The 14,634-nt window shown below is 33.4% G+C and carries 15 protein-coding genes; 7 read left to right on the top strand and 8 right to left on the bottom strand.

Annotated elements, in window-relative coordinates:
* Positions 1–102: 102 nt before the first annotated feature.
* Positions 103–408, bottom strand: a complete 306-nt coding sequence (locus Q0828_RS03285) for a hypothetical protein (RefSeq protein ID WP_298417650.1) — start codon at positions 406–408, stop codon at positions 103–105.
* Between the two features lie 145 nt (positions 409–553).
* Positions 554–1,861, bottom strand: a complete 1,308-nt coding sequence (locus tag Q0828_RS03280) for a T9SS type A sorting domain-containing protein (RefSeq protein WP_298417648.1) — start codon at positions 1,859–1,861, stop codon at positions 554–556.
* 323 nt (positions 1,862–2,184) lie between these two features.
* On the opposite strand from Q0828_RS03280, the gene Q0828_RS03275 reads away from it, so the two are divergent.
* Positions 2,185–2,793, top strand: a complete 609-nt coding sequence (locus Q0828_RS03275; RefSeq protein ID WP_298417646.1) for a superoxide dismutase — start codon at positions 2,185–2,187, stop codon at positions 2,791–2,793.
* Between the two features lie 608 nt (positions 2,794–3,401).
* Here the strand turns inward: Q0828_RS03275 and Q0828_RS03270 are convergent.
* The 5 genes from Q0828_RS03270 to Q0828_RS03250 form a co-directional block, all read right to left on the bottom strand.
* Entirely contained in the window at positions 3,402–5,300 is a 1,899-nt protein-coding gene (locus tag Q0828_RS03270) for an amidophosphoribosyltransferase (protein ID WP_298417645.1), read from the bottom strand.
* 69 nt (positions 5,301–5,369) lie between these two features.
* On the bottom strand, positions 5,370–6,296 hold the full coding sequence (locus tag Q0828_RS03265) for a PfkB family carbohydrate kinase (protein WP_298417643.1): 927 nt from the start codon (positions 6,294–6,296) through the stop codon (positions 5,370–5,372).
* A gap of 112 nt (positions 6,297–6,408) precedes the next feature.
* Entirely contained in the window at positions 6,409–6,999 is a 591-nt protein-coding gene (locus Q0828_RS03260; RefSeq protein ID WP_298417641.1) for an START domain-containing protein, read from the bottom strand.
* A gap of 58 nt (positions 7,000–7,057) precedes the next feature.
* On the bottom strand, positions 7,058–7,534 hold the full coding sequence (gene rnhA / locus Q0828_RS03255; RefSeq protein ID WP_298417639.1) for a ribonuclease HI: 477 nt from the start codon (positions 7,532–7,534) through the stop codon (positions 7,058–7,060).
* Complete coding sequence (locus Q0828_RS03250) at positions 7,534–8,115, bottom strand: phosphoribosylglycinamide formyltransferase (protein ID WP_298417637.1); 582 nt, start codon at positions 8,113–8,115, stop codon at positions 7,534–7,536. The genes rnhA and Q0828_RS03250 overlap by 1 nt, the downstream gene beginning before the upstream one ends.
* Positions 8,116–8,304: 189 nt before the next feature.
* On the opposite strand from Q0828_RS03250, the gene Q0828_RS03245 reads away from it, so the two are divergent.
* The 6 genes from Q0828_RS03245 (at position 8,305) to Q0828_RS03220 (ending at position 13,489) form a co-directional block, all read left to right on the top strand.
* Positions 8,305–8,541 (top strand): acyl carrier protein, encoded by a 237-nt coding sequence (locus tag Q0828_RS03245; RefSeq protein ID WP_108115526.1) that lies wholly within the window; start codon positions 8,305–8,307, stop codon positions 8,539–8,541.
* 108 nt (positions 8,542–8,649) lie between these two features.
* On the top strand, positions 8,650–9,900 hold the full coding sequence (gene fabF / locus Q0828_RS03240) for a beta-ketoacyl-ACP synthase II (RefSeq protein ID WP_298417633.1): 1,251 nt from the start codon (positions 8,650–8,652) through the stop codon (positions 9,898–9,900).
* A 10-nt stretch (positions 9,901–9,910) separates the two neighbouring features.
* Positions 9,911–10,645, top strand: a complete 735-nt coding sequence (gene rnc, locus Q0828_RS03235; protein ID WP_298417632.1) for a ribonuclease III — start codon at positions 9,911–9,913, stop codon at positions 10,643–10,645.
* A gap of 183 nt (positions 10,646–10,828) precedes the next feature.
* Complete coding sequence (locus tag Q0828_RS03230; RefSeq protein WP_298417631.1) at positions 10,829–11,314, top strand: IPExxxVDY family protein; 486 nt, start codon at positions 10,829–10,831, stop codon at positions 11,312–11,314.
* Positions 11,314–12,744 (top strand): pyruvate kinase, encoded by a 1,431-nt coding sequence (gene pyk / locus Q0828_RS03225; RefSeq protein WP_298417629.1) that lies wholly within the window; start codon positions 11,314–11,316, stop codon positions 12,742–12,744. Before Q0828_RS03230 ends, pyk begins: the two co-directional genes overlap by 1 nt.
* 121 nt (positions 12,745–12,865) lie before the next feature.
* On the top strand, positions 12,866–13,489 hold the full coding sequence (locus Q0828_RS03220; RefSeq protein ID WP_298417627.1) for a hypothetical protein: 624 nt from the start codon (positions 12,866–12,868) through the stop codon (positions 13,487–13,489).
* A gap of 16 nt (positions 13,490–13,505) precedes the next feature.
* On the opposite strand, the gene dinB is transcribed toward Q0828_RS03220, so the two are convergent.
* The gene (dinB, locus tag Q0828_RS03215) at positions 13,506–14,618 is read right to left on the bottom strand and encodes a DNA polymerase IV (protein ID WP_298417625.1); all 1,113 of its coding nucleotides are present in this window, start codon (positions 14,616–14,618) and stop codon (positions 13,506–13,508) included.
* Positions 14,619–14,634: the final 16 nt, after the last annotated feature.

Below are 14,634 nucleotides of genomic sequence, written 5' to 3'. Positions count from 1 at the left end.
TATTTTTCAATTCTTGCGGAAGCATTAAAAAATAAATAATACAAACAGAAAAATCCAGTTTCATTACAAAACTGGATTTCTTACGTTTTCAATTACAACTTTTTAGCACTCGTATCCTGGGCAAGAGATTCCTCCAGAATTTCCTCCTGTTCCACAGCCAGCATTTGTTCCGCAATCATTTGTTGGGCAATTGTAAACCGTACAATTTAAAAACGTAACATTGTTACAGGTTCTAAATTGTGTACATTTTTCTGTCAATCCACATCCTGGATAACATGTTTCTAATAATGATAAATCAACAGGTTCGCACACATATCTTGATCCTCCACCAATAACTTGGTTTTTTCCTAAATTAGATACTTGTGTTTTTTTGAACTGTAATTTCTTAATTAAATTCTTTTTTTTCATGATTTGAAAATTTTAAGTTAGACGTTATATTATATAGAGTATCAGTTGGTTAAGTTGTTACCCTTTTAAGTAAAGAAATGAAAAGTGTCTTAAAAATGAGTACAGCAATTTGTAGTATTTTTAAGCTGCTTTTAATGAATGACAATTAATTGATTATGATCTTTTTGATAATTGTTTGAGTGCCTGTTTTGAAATGAATAAAGTATATTCCCTTGCTTAGTCTATTCGTTTTATTGTATGTGAATGTATTTTGTTTTTTTTCAGCTACAGATTGTATAAAGGAGGTAATTTTATGTCCTGAAAAATTATATATGGTAATGGCAACTTCCGTAGTTTGTAGCGCATCTATTTCAAAATTCATGATTCCTTTGGTTGGATTTGGTGAAATTGAAACTGTATTAATTCTTTCTTTTTCAACCTGAAAACCTCCATAACACATTGTTTCTTCTGATGTTATTCCTGAAGCTCCATAGTTGCAAATAGCTTGTACTTTCCATAGAAAACATTTTTTTGCTAACTCTGGAAGTACAGTATAACTATTTGTAAATACTTGAATAGGCGCATGCATGGTAATTCCTTTACATGAACAAGCGATTTCCGATTGAGATGGTGAAAACACTACATAACTAGTAGCTCCAATTACAGGATCCCATGAAAGGGTATTTCCATTGACTTGTAAATTTTTTGGAGGTGTAGCTTCTTCACAAGCACTGCAATCAGCTATTATTTTAAAGATTTTTTGTAGTGATGTGCTTCCGCAAGAAGTTCCATCCGTAAGTGAAAACGTGATTTTATATTCATAATTTGGTGCAAAGTAATTAGGGAATTGTGCAGTTGTAAATTCATCATTTAAAAGAACACTTACTGTATACGGAGGAAACCAATCAATTTCTTGATAATCTGTAAAATTTCCTACGATTCCTACTCCTGCAAAGCGTCTTTCAATACTTATTTTATAAAACCCTTCTCCTTGCGACCCCACAGGATTCAAAAAAATTTCATCTTTATCGCAAAAAACAGCTCTTTCCATACTGACAAAATCTTCTAAAGTAAATGTTGTTATTCCTTGGAAGTATTGCGGAACTGCCATTCTCGTTTCCTCAAACGTTCCATTGGCTTCTTTTTTTACTCTATGGCTGATGAAGTAAAATTTTTGAGGACTTACTAAAAATATAGCACTCGAGTTTCCTCCTTGGGCTTGACCAACATTGATAACATCATCTAACGATGTAGAACCTTGTATAGAAGTTTCGTAAAGTTTCCATTTATAATCTTGTGGTCCAGTATCTGTAATATGCGATTTAGCATTTATGACATAATTAGAACTAGCACAAAAATAACTTACAATGTCAAATTCAGGGTTGTTTTCTTGAATTGATTTATTTGCATTGGTAGCGTTTACGACACAACTAATTGAAAGAAATAGGAGTAGTGAAAGGATATTCTTTTTCATAATTAATAAAGTTTAAGGTGTTACTATTGTTTATGTTTAGAGGTGATTGTGTGATTTTTGAGCGCTATATTTCCACCAATCATAGTTTAAAACTATTAAAAGAAATAGCCGTAAAAAACAGAAGTACTTGTCAATAGATATAATGACAAAAAGAATTTGAAGCCATTGAAGAAGCGATGTTATTGCATTTTCAGTACAGCGTTCAAAATAGATTAACTTTATGTGAAGATTGTTAGAATCTGTTCTAATCGTTTTATTATGTGACGATAGATGATTATTTTTGAAGTATAAAAACTAATGTTTAATTAATAAATATAGATATAATGGCTTTTGAATTACCAAAATTATCATACGCATACGATGCTTTAGAACCAAATATTGACGCAAGAACAATGGAGATTCACCATTCTAAACATCATAATGGATATACGAACAAATTAAACGCTGCTATAGCAGGAACTGATTTAGAAGGAAAATCAATCGAAGATATTTTAACGAATTTAGATATGAATAATGCTGGAGTTCGTAATAATGGAGGTGGATTTTACAACCACAGTCTTTTTTGGGAAGTAATGAATCCAGAAGATAGAGGATATCTTTCAGGAGAATTAAAAGATGCTATTGAGGCTGCTTTTGGTTCTAAAGAAGCATTTATTGAAGCATTTAGCAAAGCAGCTGCAACACAGTTTGGTTCTGGATGGGCTTGGCTTTGTGTACATAAAGGAGGGAAAGTAGAAGTATGTTCTACACCAAATCAAGACAATCCATTAATGCCAGGAGTTACTTGCGGAGGAACACCAATTTTAGGGTTAGATGTTTGGGAACATGCATATTACTTAAACTATCAAAACAGACGTCCTGATTATATTAATGCATTCTTTAATGTAATTAACTGGAACGAAGTTGAAAAGCGTTATGCAGCAAACAAATAAGAAGTAAAAAGAAACTTCTATAAAATAAGAAAGGCGAACAGTAATGTTCGTCTTTTTTTATGGTTTTTAGAACCTAAAGTTAGGATTCAAGATTCAAGATGTTTTTTGATATCGTTCCTGTAAAGATGAGAGTCTAAAGTGTTTCAATGTAATTTCCTGCTTAGGTAGTAGCAAGTCTAATAGTGAAGCAATCTAAAAAAAGAAGCAAGACTTTTAAAATTGGGAGTCAACATTTTTCAAATAATACTTTGATAAAGTTTGAAAATTTATTCTTCTGAGTAAGCATCTAAGAGATTTCCACTTTCGTGGAAACAAGTCTAAAAGCGTTTACACTGAGCTTGTCGAAGTAAAGCGATTTATTTCACTATTGCGCATAAAAAAAGGTGGAATAAACCACCTTTTTTTGCCCCAAATCTTACCATGAACTTAACCTACTTATGCTATGGCATTGCTAATGTAAGTAGAGTGTATAAATCTCACCTAATAAATCAGACCAAATACCTCTTTTTTAGACTAAGTGTGTATTTTAACTTTTATTTATGATTTCAGTATCAGCAAGATAAAAATTCTTACACCAAAAACATCTTTTTTTATTGGGTTAAAAAAGCCTAATAAGCACGCTCTTTATTTCCTTCGTAAAAATTAATAAAAGCGCGGTTTACAACACGATTTCCTCCATTTGTAGGATAGTTTCCTGTAAAGTACCAATCTCCTAAATTATTTGGGCATGCTTTATTAAGATTGGCAACATTTTGGAAAATTACATTTACTTCCGCGTTTACAACATCAGTCTTGATTAGTTCACTTATTTTTTCTGAAATTTCTTCATCTGTAAAAGGAGCATATATCTCTTTCACGAAGTTTTTCACATCAATATCTTGTAAATTTTCTTGTGCTTTACATTTTTTATAGACTACATCTACTAAGCTATAATTATTTTGGTCTTTCAATAGCTCTAAAGCTGCTCTAAAAGCAATTAAATCTTCCATTCGAGCCATATCAATACCATAACAATCAGGATAGCGTATTTGTGGCGCAGAAGACACCACAACAATTTTCTTTGGATGCAAACGATCCATCATTTTAATGATACTTTTCTTTAGCGTTGTTCCACGCACAATACTATCATCAATAATTACCAAATTATCTTCAGGTTGTATTACGCCGTAAGTTACATCGTATACGTGCGCAACCAAATCATCACGACTGCTATCTTCTGTGATAAATGTTCGAAGTTTTACATCTTTAATGGCAATTTTTTCAACTCTTGGTCTTTCTGAAAGAATTTCACGTACTTTTTCAGCAGATAACGAGCGTTGTCCATTTAAAATTTCGTTGGTTTTACGTTCATTCAAGTATTCTTCTACTGCTTCTGTAAGTCCAAAAAATGAAGTTTCGGCGGTATTTGGAATAAACGAAAATACTGTATTTCTAATGTCATCATCAATCGCTTTCAAAACATTAGGCAGTAATAGTTTTCCTAACATTTTTCGTTCTTGATAGATTTCTGCATCGCTTCCGCGTGAAAAATAAATACGTTCAAAAGAGCAAGCTTTGCGTTCTAAAGGTGCTAAAATTTCTTTCGTTTGAACCGTTCCATTCTTCTTAATGATTAATGCGTTTCCAGGGTCAATTTCCTTTACATCATCAAAATCTACATTAAAAACAGTTTGAATCACAGGACGTTCCGAAGTTACCACTACAATTTCATCATCTTGGTAGTAATATGCTGGACGAATTCCTGCAGGATCACGTAATACAAAAGAATCTCCATGACCTAACAATCCTGCCATAGCATAACCACCATCCCAATCTTTTGCAGATCTTTTCAATATTTTGGCAATATTCAAACGTTCTGCAATTTGTGGAGAAGCTTCTTGCTTATTGTACCCTTCTGCCTTTAGTTTTTTGTATAATTTGGCAACAGCATCATCCAAAAAGTGACCAATTTTTTCCATAATAGTAATGGTGTCTGCCTTCTCTTTTGGATGCTGTCCAATCTGGATTAAGTTTTCAAAAAGTTGATTTACATTGGTCATGTTAAAATTCCCAGCGACAATCAAATTACGATGCATCCAGTTATTTTGTCTTAAAAACGGATGTACGCTTTCAATACTATTTTTACCAAAGGTACCATAACGTACATGTCCTAAAAATAATTCGCCAACATATGGTAATTCTGATTTCTGACGTGCAACATCATCATTAAGCTCAGGCTTTTCTTCTAAAATATTGTTGATGCGCTCATTTACTTGCGCAAAAATATCTTGAATTGGTTGTTGTTGGTTAGAGCGTACTCTACTTATGTAGCGTTCTCCTGGATTCATATCGAGTTTAATGCTTGCCAATCCGGCTCCATCTTGCCCTCTATTGTGTTGTTTTTCCATTAGTAAGTACATCTTATTGATTCCATAAAATGCAGTACCATATTTTTTCTTATAGTAGTCTAATGGTTTTAAAAGCCTTAAAAGTGCAATACCGCACTCGTGTTTCAAAGCGTCACTCATTGTTGTAGTTTGTTGTGTTGTTGTTACTTATTGTGACAAAAAAAAGCGCTCAGTTTTGAGCGCGTTTTTTTAGTTTACTTCTATTTCGAACTGAGTCAGTTGTTTAAACTGCTTCAGGCGTTCTGTAATTTCTTCCTTTGTGAGCGATTCCATTCGTTGTGTTCCAAACTTCTCTACACAGAAAGAAGCCAAATTAGAACCATAAATAATGGCGTTTTTCATACTTTCGAATGAAATATCTTCGTGTTTTGCAATGTATCCTGAAAAGCCTCCTGCAAATGTATCTCCAGCTCCAGTTGGATCAAATACTTCTTCTAAAGGTAGTGCTGGTGCAAAAAAGATGTTTCCATCATTGAAAATCAATGCTCCGTGCTCTCCTTTTTTAATTACTACATATTTAGGACCCATTTCATGAATCTTCTGTGCAGCTTTTACTAAAGAGTATTCACCAGATAATTGACGCGCTTCTTCGTCATTAATTGTAATTACGTCTACTTTTTTGATAACGGCTAATAAATCGTCCCATGCGCAATCCATCCAAAAGTTCATTGTGTCTAATACAATTAACTTAGGTTTTACACTCATTTGATTAATTACGCTCATTTGAACACCAGGATGTAAGTTTCCTAACATTACAATTTCTGCATCTTTATAATTTTCTGGAACAACTGGGTTAAAATCTGCCAATACATTTAGTTCTGTAACTAACGTATCTCTAGAATTCATATCATTATGATATTTTCCACTCCAAAAGAATGTTTTTCCTCCTTTTACAACTTCTATTCCTGAAATATCAATATTTCTAGCAGCTAGCATGTCTAGATATTCTTGTGGAAAATCTTCCCCAACAACAGATACAATAGCTGAATCTACATTAAAATTTGAAGCAGATAATCCAATATATGTAGCTGCGCCACCTAAGATTTTATCTGTTTTTCCAAATGGCGTTTCAATAGCATCAAAAGCAACCGTCCCAACAATTAATAATTTGCTCATTTTTCTAATTAAAATTTTTGCAAACTTACATAAAATTTTCCCAAGAAAATAGTGTAAAGAAGTAGATGTGGGTTTTTCGTTTTTTTTTAGTCTAAAGTGTTGAAATATAGTGTTATTGTGCGCGTTCGCGTAATGCGATAAAGTTGTGGTATGGTGCTCTTGCTATAGTACTATTTACAAACCAACTAGGTAAGTTTCCGCTCGGGTCGCCGTGCATTTGATGTGTAATTTTTACAAAATTGTCTGTTTGTTCCAACAACCAATATCCTTCAAAATAGGTAATGCGTAAATAATCTTCTTGAATTTCATACGCATCGGAAGCTGCCATAATATCAATACGAAGAGTGTCTTTAGAGATTCTTTTCAGCGAAAGCGAAATAACTACATCTCTATTGCGTAAAGGCCAAGGAAGATCAAGTGCCATCCAAATAAGATATTCACTTTCTGAAGTTTTTTTAAGGAGTTTGCTGTCAATAGCTTTATAATTCCATACATGTAGTTGGTCGCCGTCAATAATGATATCTTTTACTGTATCTACAGAACTTTCAATGGTCATTTCAACCTTGTATGCCTTTATTTTACTGGAATCTATAGATTTTGTGTAAATCTGAATATCGTTTTTATCCTTTTTTAATTTCCACGTTTTTTGGGCAAAAAGTGGCGTAAAAAATAAGAAGCTAAGAATAGCAATGTAGATTTTCATGTTTGATTCTGAGGGAATTATAAACGCAAAAATACAAATATGATACCAGAAAAGCTATTTATAGTAGTTTATTGCTTTCACTTTCATGGAAAGTATCAATTTTTAGCTTCTCTTTTTTGGAAGCTTCAACGGCTAAAAAGTCACAACGTTCATTTTGCACATGATTATTATGCCCTTTAATCCATTGAAACCGCACAATATGTCTTCTGTATATTTTTAAAAAACGCATCCATAAGTCGCTATTCTTCTTTCCAGAAAATCCTTTTTTCTCCCAACCAAAAACCCATTTTTTCTCCACAGAATCTACTACATATTTAGAATCTGTAAATACTTTTGCTTCTGTATGCATGAATTTTAGTTTTTCCAAGGCAACAATAACGGCTAACAACTCCATTCGATTGTTTGTTGTTTTACGATATCCTTCAGAAAATTCTTTTCGGTATGGTTTTCCAACCCATTCCATCACAATTCCGTAGCCACCTGGTCCTGGATTTCCTCTAGAAGATCCATCTGTATATATATGAACATCTGCCATTATTCCGTATCTGGATTTGAAATTAATACTTGTTCAATGATTGTTGGAAAATGTGCATATTCTAGCTCATGTATCTTTTTTGCAACCGTTTCAGAGGTGTCAGTTTCGGTCAAAATGGTCTTCGCTTGGAAAATAATAGCACCTTCATCGTAATTTTCATTAACAAAATGTATGGTAATGCCACTTTCTTTTTCTTTATTTGCAACGACAGCATCATGCACATGTGATCCGTACATGCCTTTTCCTCCATATTTTGGAAGTAAGGCTGGATGAATATTAACGACTTTGTTGGGGAATGCAGCCAGAATATGTTCAGGGAATTTCCATAGAAAACCAGCAAGGACAATGAGGTCAATATGCGCACTTTGTAAAAGATTTAGAACATCATCACTGCGATATAGTGCAGTTCTGTTAAAGCTAAATGCGCTGATTTTCAGTGCTTTAGACCTGTCTAAAACTTTGGCATGTTGATTGTTAGTCAGAACTTGAACAACGGAAGCGTTATTTCGTTCTTGAAAATATCGAATAATATTTTCAGCATTGGTTCCGGAACCCGAAGCAAAAATTGCGATACGCTTCATAGAAAAGAATGGAATTTTAGTGACTGTTGTTTCGACAAAAAAAAGAATAATTATTAACAAAATGAAGGTAAAAGCAAATTACTTATTCTAAAATTTTAGTAAATTAGATCACATTTTTTAAACAAAATGTTGTTTTAAATTAAAGTTTTTTATTTTTGCCAACAATTAAATTTTAAAAACTATAAGATTATGTCAGACATTGCATCAAGAGTAAAAGCGATTATCGTAGACAAATTAGGTGTAGATGAAAACGAAGTTGTTCAGGAAGCTAGCTTCACTAATGACTTAGGTGCAGATTCACTGGACACCGTAGAATTGATTATGGAATTCGAAAAAGAATTTGATATTCAAATTCCGGATGATCAAGCAGAAAACATTGCTACTGTTGGTCAAGCTATCTCTTACATTGAAGAAGCAAAAAAGTAAAGAAAGAATAAAATTTCTATATTTAAAAAATACATTAGAATGCAAATCTTGCATTCTAATGTTTTGTTAAAGGGATTTCTTCTTAATTTTTAAACGAACTTATTAAAGATGGAATTAAAGCGAGTTGTAGTTACAGGTTTAGGAGCATTGACTCCAATCGGGAATACCGTAGGTGAATATTGGGATGGACTTCTTTCAGGAAAGAGCGGAGCTGCGCCAGTGACACATTTTGACGCCGAGAAATTTAAGACAAAATTCGCTTGTGAAGTAAAGAACTTTACCGTTACAGATTTTATTCACAGAAAGAATGCTAGAAAAATGGATAAGTTTTCGCAGTATGCAATGGTTGCTTCCGATGAAGCAATTGCAGATGCAAAACTTGATCTAGAAAGCATCAACAAATTAAGAGTTGGTGTTATATGGGGAGCTGGAATTGGTGGTTTAGAAACATTCCAAGAAGAAGTAATTAACTTCGCTAATGGTGATGGAACTCCAAAATTCAACCCTTTCTTTATCCCAAAAATGATTGCAGATATTGCGCCAGGGAATATTTCTATTAAATATGGATTTATGGGGCCAAATTATACAACAGTATCTGCCTGTGCATCATCAGCAAATGCCATGATTGATGCTTTAAACAATATTAGATTAGGACATTGTGATGTTATTGTAACAGGTGGAAGTGAAGCTGCTGTTACGATTGCTGGAATGGGTGGATTTAACGCCATGCACGCCATGTCAACACGCAATGACGATCCACAAAGTGCCTCAAGACCATTTGATGCAACCAGAGATGGTTTTGTATTAGGAGAAGGAGCAGGAGCAATTGTTCTTGAAGAATATGAGCATGCAAAAGCAAGAGGCGCAAAAATATATGCAGAAGTTGTTGGTGGAGGTTTATCTTCAGATGCATACCACATGACAGCGCCGCATCCAGATGGAATTGGTGTTGTAGCCGTTATGAAAAACTGTCTTGAAAATGCTGGAATGAGTCCAGAAGATGTTGATCATATCAATACACATGGAACATCTACTCCGTTAGGAGATGTAGCAGAGCTAAAAGCAATTACAGAAGTTTTTGGAACGCATGCTAAAAACATAAATATAAATTCTACGAAGTCCATGACAGGACATTTATTAGGAGCGGCTGGAGCTATTGAAGCAATTGCCTCTATACTTTCCATAGAACATGGAATTGTACCGCCAACAATAAATCATTCTACCGTAGATGAAAATATAGATCCGAGTCTCAACTTAACACTCAACGAAGCCCAAAAACGAGATGTAAAAGTTGCTATGAGCAACACATTTGGTTTTGGAGGACATAATGCTTGTGTGTTATTTAAAAAATTAGACTAATTCAAGTTCAATGAATTTTGTTCGAAAAATATTAAATTCCCGATCCAATAAAGACGGGAATTTTTTTGTTGAACTCGAAGATATTCTAGGATTTAAAACACGAAGAAAGAAGTTTTATAAGAAAGCATTTACGCATCGATCTATGAATCAGAAAGATGCGAAAGGGAATTCTGTAAACTATGAACGTTTAGAGTTTTTAGGTGACGCTATGTTAAGCAGTGTTATTTCTGCGTACTTATTTACCGAAGTTCCTTCAGGGAATGAAGGTTATTTAACTAAAATGCGCTCTAAAATTGTGAGTCGTGAACATTTAAATGAACTCGGACGCGATTTAAAACTTATAGAACTTGTACAATCACGCATTCCAAAAGATAATTTTGGTGAAAACATTCACGGAAATTTATTTGAAGCGCTAGTTGGTGCTATTTTTTTAGACAAAGGATATAAATACTGCGAGCGCTTTATTCACTACCGTGTCATTTCTCCATATGTAGATATCGAACGTTTGGAAGGGAAAGTTATTAGTTATAAAAGTTTACTTATTGAATGGTGTCAGAAAGAGAAGAAAAACTTCAAATTTGACGTTTATGAAGATACTGGAAATGACGAATTAAAACATTTTGCAGTAAAGCTTTTTATTGATAACAGAGTTGCAGGAAAAGCACGTGCAACATCTAAAAAGAAAGCAGAGGAAAAAGCTTCAAAACGCGCTTATTTTGCTTTTCAATCACAAATATCTATCTAAAATTATAGTTAGATTCTATTCTTTTTCAGAAGATTTTACAACAATTTTACTCAAAATTTACGATTTCAAAAAAGTAAACCTTCAACGATAACGTTTTCGTTATGAATTCTTTAGAAACATTATAAAAAAATAACATTTATGTAGTCATTAAATTATATATTTACAATGCTAATTGTAAGATTTATGGCAATTCATAAACTCTTTGAGGATGATTTTGAAGAAGATAACTATACCCTGATAGCAATTCATTGCTCAACAGAAGATTATCGATTGGCATATCTTCTAAATACAAATCTGAATTTGAAATTAGCGCGAAAATCGGAAGATTTGGATTACAATTATATGGAAGCTTCTTTTTCAATTTATGAATGGGATGATGATGAAAATTGCATCAAATGGAATTTGGTTGCAAATACAAGCAAAAAAGAAGTAGAACGTGTGGCAAGTGCAGGATCATTATTTTCGGAACAACAAGGAAAACAATTAGTATCTAAATATTTGATTCCTGAACGAAAACGAGTAGATTATTTTATCAAAATTGAAACAGATAATTACTTAAAATCTTCCAAACTTATTGTGTCAAAAGTAAATGCTATTGCAGAAGTAATTACTGCATATACCATAAACCCCAATCAACTAAAATCTAAAAACAATTTAATTTTTGAGTAATGCCAAAAAGAAAAAAGACGAAAATAGTAGCTACGTTAGGACCTGCAACAAGTTCTAAGGATATCCTTAAAAAAATGATTGAGCAAGGAGTAGATGTATTTCGCATCAACTTTTCGCATGCCAATTATGATGACGTAAAAGAGCGTATTGCAATGATTCGTGAGCTGAGCAAAGAATACGGATATAACACGTCAATATTAGCCGATTTACAAGGTCCAAAACTGAGAGTTGGAGTAATGTCTGAAGATGTCATTGTAGAACCAGGAGATGAAATCAAATTCTGTACAGGAAAAGAATTCAAAGGAAATTCTAAGAGAGTGTATATGAATTACACTAATTTTCCAAGAGATGTAAAAGCTGGTGAACGTATTCTTTTAGATGATGGAAAACTTATGTTTGAAGTAGTCGATACAGATGGAAAACAAGAAGTAACGACGAAAGTAATTCAAGGTGGACCATTAAAATCTAAAAAAGGAGTAAACCTTCCAAATACTGATATCTCATTGCCTGCATTGACAGAAAAAGATGTGAATGATGCTATTTTTGCTATTGGGCAAGAAGTGGATTGGTTAGCACTTTCGTTTGTACGTCACAGTCAAGATTTAATGGATTTACAGGCGATTATTAATGAGCATTCGGAACATAAAATTCCAATTATTGCAAAAATTGAAAAACCAGAAGCCGTTGAAAATATAGATAAAATTGTTGCTTATTGTGATGGTTTAATGGTGGCACGTGGTGATTTAGGAGTAGAAGTGCCTGCACAAGAAGTTCCATTAATCCAAAAACAATTAGTATTACGTGCTAAAAAAGCTAGAATTCCTGTAATTATTGCTACCCAAATGATGGAAACAATGATTACAAGTTTAACACCAACAAGAGCTGAGGTAAATGATGTTGCCAACTCTGTAATGGATGGAGCTGATGCTGTAATGTTATCAGGAGAAACTTCGGTTGGTAAATATCCTGTACAAGTAATTGAGCAAATGACCAGAATCATTAAAAGTGTCGAAGATTCCCCACTAATTAATGTACCACATTCGCCACCACACATTCGCACCAAGCGTTACATTACAAAATCTGTATGTTATCACGCTTCGCATATGGCAAACGAAATTAAAGCAAAAGCAATTTGTACACTTACCAATAGTGGATATACTGCATTCCAAATTTCGGCTTGGCGACCAGATTCACATATTTTAGTATTTACATCAAACTATAGAATTCTTTCACAATTGAACCTACTTTGGGGCGTAAAAGCATTCTTCTATGATAAATTTGTAAGTACAGATGATACTGTTGAAGATGTTAACAGAATCGCTAAAGAAAAAGGGTTTGTAAAGAAAAATGATATGCTAATCAATTTAGCAGCTATGCCAATTACAGACAAGGGAATGGTAAATACCTTACGTGTTTCGCTAATTGAATAATGCTAACTAACATATACTTTTATAAAAACAATTTATGCTTCAAATACTATACTGTAATTGAAGCATATTTTTTTACAACTAACAATTAAAATAGAGATTTCAATTTAGAAAAAAATAAATTATGATTTTTCAACAACTACAACAAAACATTGAAAAACTAGTACAACAGTTTGATACAATTTCAGCAGATAGAAAATTACAATTAGAAAAACTATCAGCGTATATTCAGCAAAAATATACTGAAAAACAAACGCCAAAATTAATTGTGATTTGTACGCACAATTCACGTAGAAGTCATTTAGGACAACTATGGTTGGCAGCTGCGGGCGATTACTATAAACTGCCAAAACTAGAAAGTTTTTCAGGAGGAACAGAAGCAACGGCATTTCATCCAAATGCAATAGCAGCTGTACAAAGAATTGGTTTTAAGGTAGAAATAGCAACAGAAGCAAATAATCCAAAATATGCTGTTTCTTGGAAAGAAAATCAAGAAGTATATCAAGCGTTTTCAAAGCGATTTGAAGATGATCCAAACCCGAAAGAAGCATTTTCAGCCATTATGGTTTGTACAGAAGCGGATGAAGGTTGTCCCTTTGTTCCGGGAACCGACTTTAGAATTGCGTTGCCGTTTGAAGACCCAAAAGCATTTGATGGAACTTCACAAGAAGCTGCAAAATATGACGAACGTTGCCAACAAATAGGAACAGAAATGTTATATGTGTTATCGAAGGTTTCAATGAGTTAAATACAAAAAAATAGATCTAAAAATCAAACTTTAACTGGACAGAAATACTCTTTTTCTGTTCAGTTTTTTGTTCCTTTTTCTCTTTCTTATCAGTATTTAAATTACTCAAAGAAATCCCCAACAAACGCACAGAGTTTTTCAATTTCTCTTGATATAATAAATCTTTGACCGTTTCTAAAATTAAGCTTTTATCTGAAATAAAATAAGGAATTGTTTTGCTGCGTGTTTGTGTAGTAAAATCACTGTATTTTATCTTCAAAGTGATTGTTTTTCCAGAAATGGTATACTTTTTTAAGCGTCTTTCGAGTTCATTGGCAATATTTTCAAGCTTTTCAAGCATGAAAATTTCACTAGTCAAATTATCTGAAAACGTACGCTCAGCAGCTACTGATTTAGCAATTCTATTCGGCTTTACAGGACTTAAGTGAATTCCTCTCACAACATTATAATAGAAGCTTCCCGATTTACCAAAATGCTCAGTTAAGAATTCAATATCTTTCCTTTTTAAATCTTTTCCAGTAAAAATTCCGAGTTGATACATGCGCTCGGCGGTTACTTTTCCAACACCGTAAAACTTCCGAATATCTAAGGTTTCTAAAAAGTCTAATACTTCTTCAGGCGGAACTGTTTTTTGCCCATTAGGTTTATGATAATCACTCGCAACTTTGGCAATAAACTTATTAATTGAAATTCCAGCAGAAGCCGTTAAGCCAATATCTTTCAAAATTTTAGCTCTAATTTCTTCAGCAATCATGGAAGCACTTGGATTTCCTTTCTTATTCTGTGTTACGTCTAAATACGCTTCATCCAATGACAACGGTTCTACTAAATCCGTATATTCATAAAAAATAGTGCGAATCTGTTTAGAAATCTCTTGATAACGTGCATATCTTGGCTTCACAAAAATCAAATCAGGACAACGTTTCTTTGCTAAAAAACCACTAATAGCACTTCGGACACCAAACTTTCTAGCTTCATAACTTGCTGCACTTACCACACCACGTTTTGATCCACCACCAACGGCTAAGGGTTTTCCTTTCAGTTCAGGATTATCCAACTGTTCTACAGACGCGTAAAAAGCGTCCATATCCACATGAATGATTTTTCGTAAAGGGAAATCGAAATCCATATTCAAAATTATAATA

Origin of the sequence: uncultured Kordia sp. (assembly GCF_947496985.1) — a bacterium.
Classification (GTDB): Bacteria; Bacteroidota; Bacteroidia; order Flavobacteriales; family Flavobacteriaceae; genus Kordia.
This window is presented reverse-complemented; position numbering and strand designations above follow the sequence as displayed.

Coding starts and splice junctions, on each gene's coding strand:
- Q0828_RS03285 (WP_298417650.1), bottom strand. CDS start 408: ATGAAAAAAAAGAATTTAATTAAGAAATTACAGTTCAAAAAAACACAA.
- Q0828_RS03280 (WP_298417648.1), bottom strand. CDS start 1,861: ATGAAAAAGAATATCCTTTCACTACTCCTATTTCTTTCAATTAGTTGT.
- Q0828_RS03275 (WP_298417646.1), top strand. CDS start 2,185: ATGGCTTTTGAATTACCAAAATTATCATACGCATACGATGCTTTAGAA.
- Q0828_RS03270 (WP_298417645.1), bottom strand. CDS start 5,300: ATGAGTGACGCTTTGAAACACGAGTGCGGTATTGCACTTTTAAGGCTT.
- Q0828_RS03265 (WP_298417643.1), bottom strand. CDS start 6,296: ATGAGCAAATTATTAATTGTTGGGACGGTTGCTTTTGATGCTATTGAA.
- Q0828_RS03260 (WP_298417641.1), bottom strand. CDS start 6,999: ATGAAAATCTACATTGCTATTCTTAGCTTCTTATTTTTTACGCCACTT.
- rnhA (WP_298417639.1), bottom strand. CDS start 7,534: ATGGCAGATGTTCATATATATACAGATGGATCTTCTAGAGGAAATCCA.
- Q0828_RS03250 (WP_298417637.1), bottom strand. CDS start 8,115: ATGAAGCGTATCGCAATTTTTGCTTCGGGTTCCGGAACCAATGCTGAA.
- Q0828_RS03245 (WP_108115526.1), top strand. CDS start 8,305: ATGTCAGACATTGCATCAAGAGTAAAAGCGATTATCGTAGACAAATTA.
- fabF (WP_298417633.1), top strand. CDS start 8,650: ATGGAATTAAAGCGAGTTGTAGTTACAGGTTTAGGAGCATTGACTCCA.
- rnc (WP_298417632.1), top strand. CDS start 9,911: ATGAATTTTGTTCGAAAAATATTAAATTCCCGATCCAATAAAGACGGG.
- Q0828_RS03230 (WP_298417631.1), top strand. CDS start 10,829: ATGGCAATTCATAAACTCTTTGAGGATGATTTTGAAGAAGATAACTAT.
- pyk (WP_298417629.1), top strand. CDS start 11,314: ATGCCAAAAAGAAAAAAGACGAAAATAGTAGCTACGTTAGGACCTGCA.
- Q0828_RS03220 (WP_298417627.1), top strand. CDS start 12,866: ATGATTTTTCAACAACTACAACAAAACATTGAAAAACTAGTACAACAG.
- dinB (WP_298417625.1), bottom strand. CDS start 14,618: ATGGATTTCGATTTCCCTTTACGAAAAATCATTCATGTGGATATGGAC.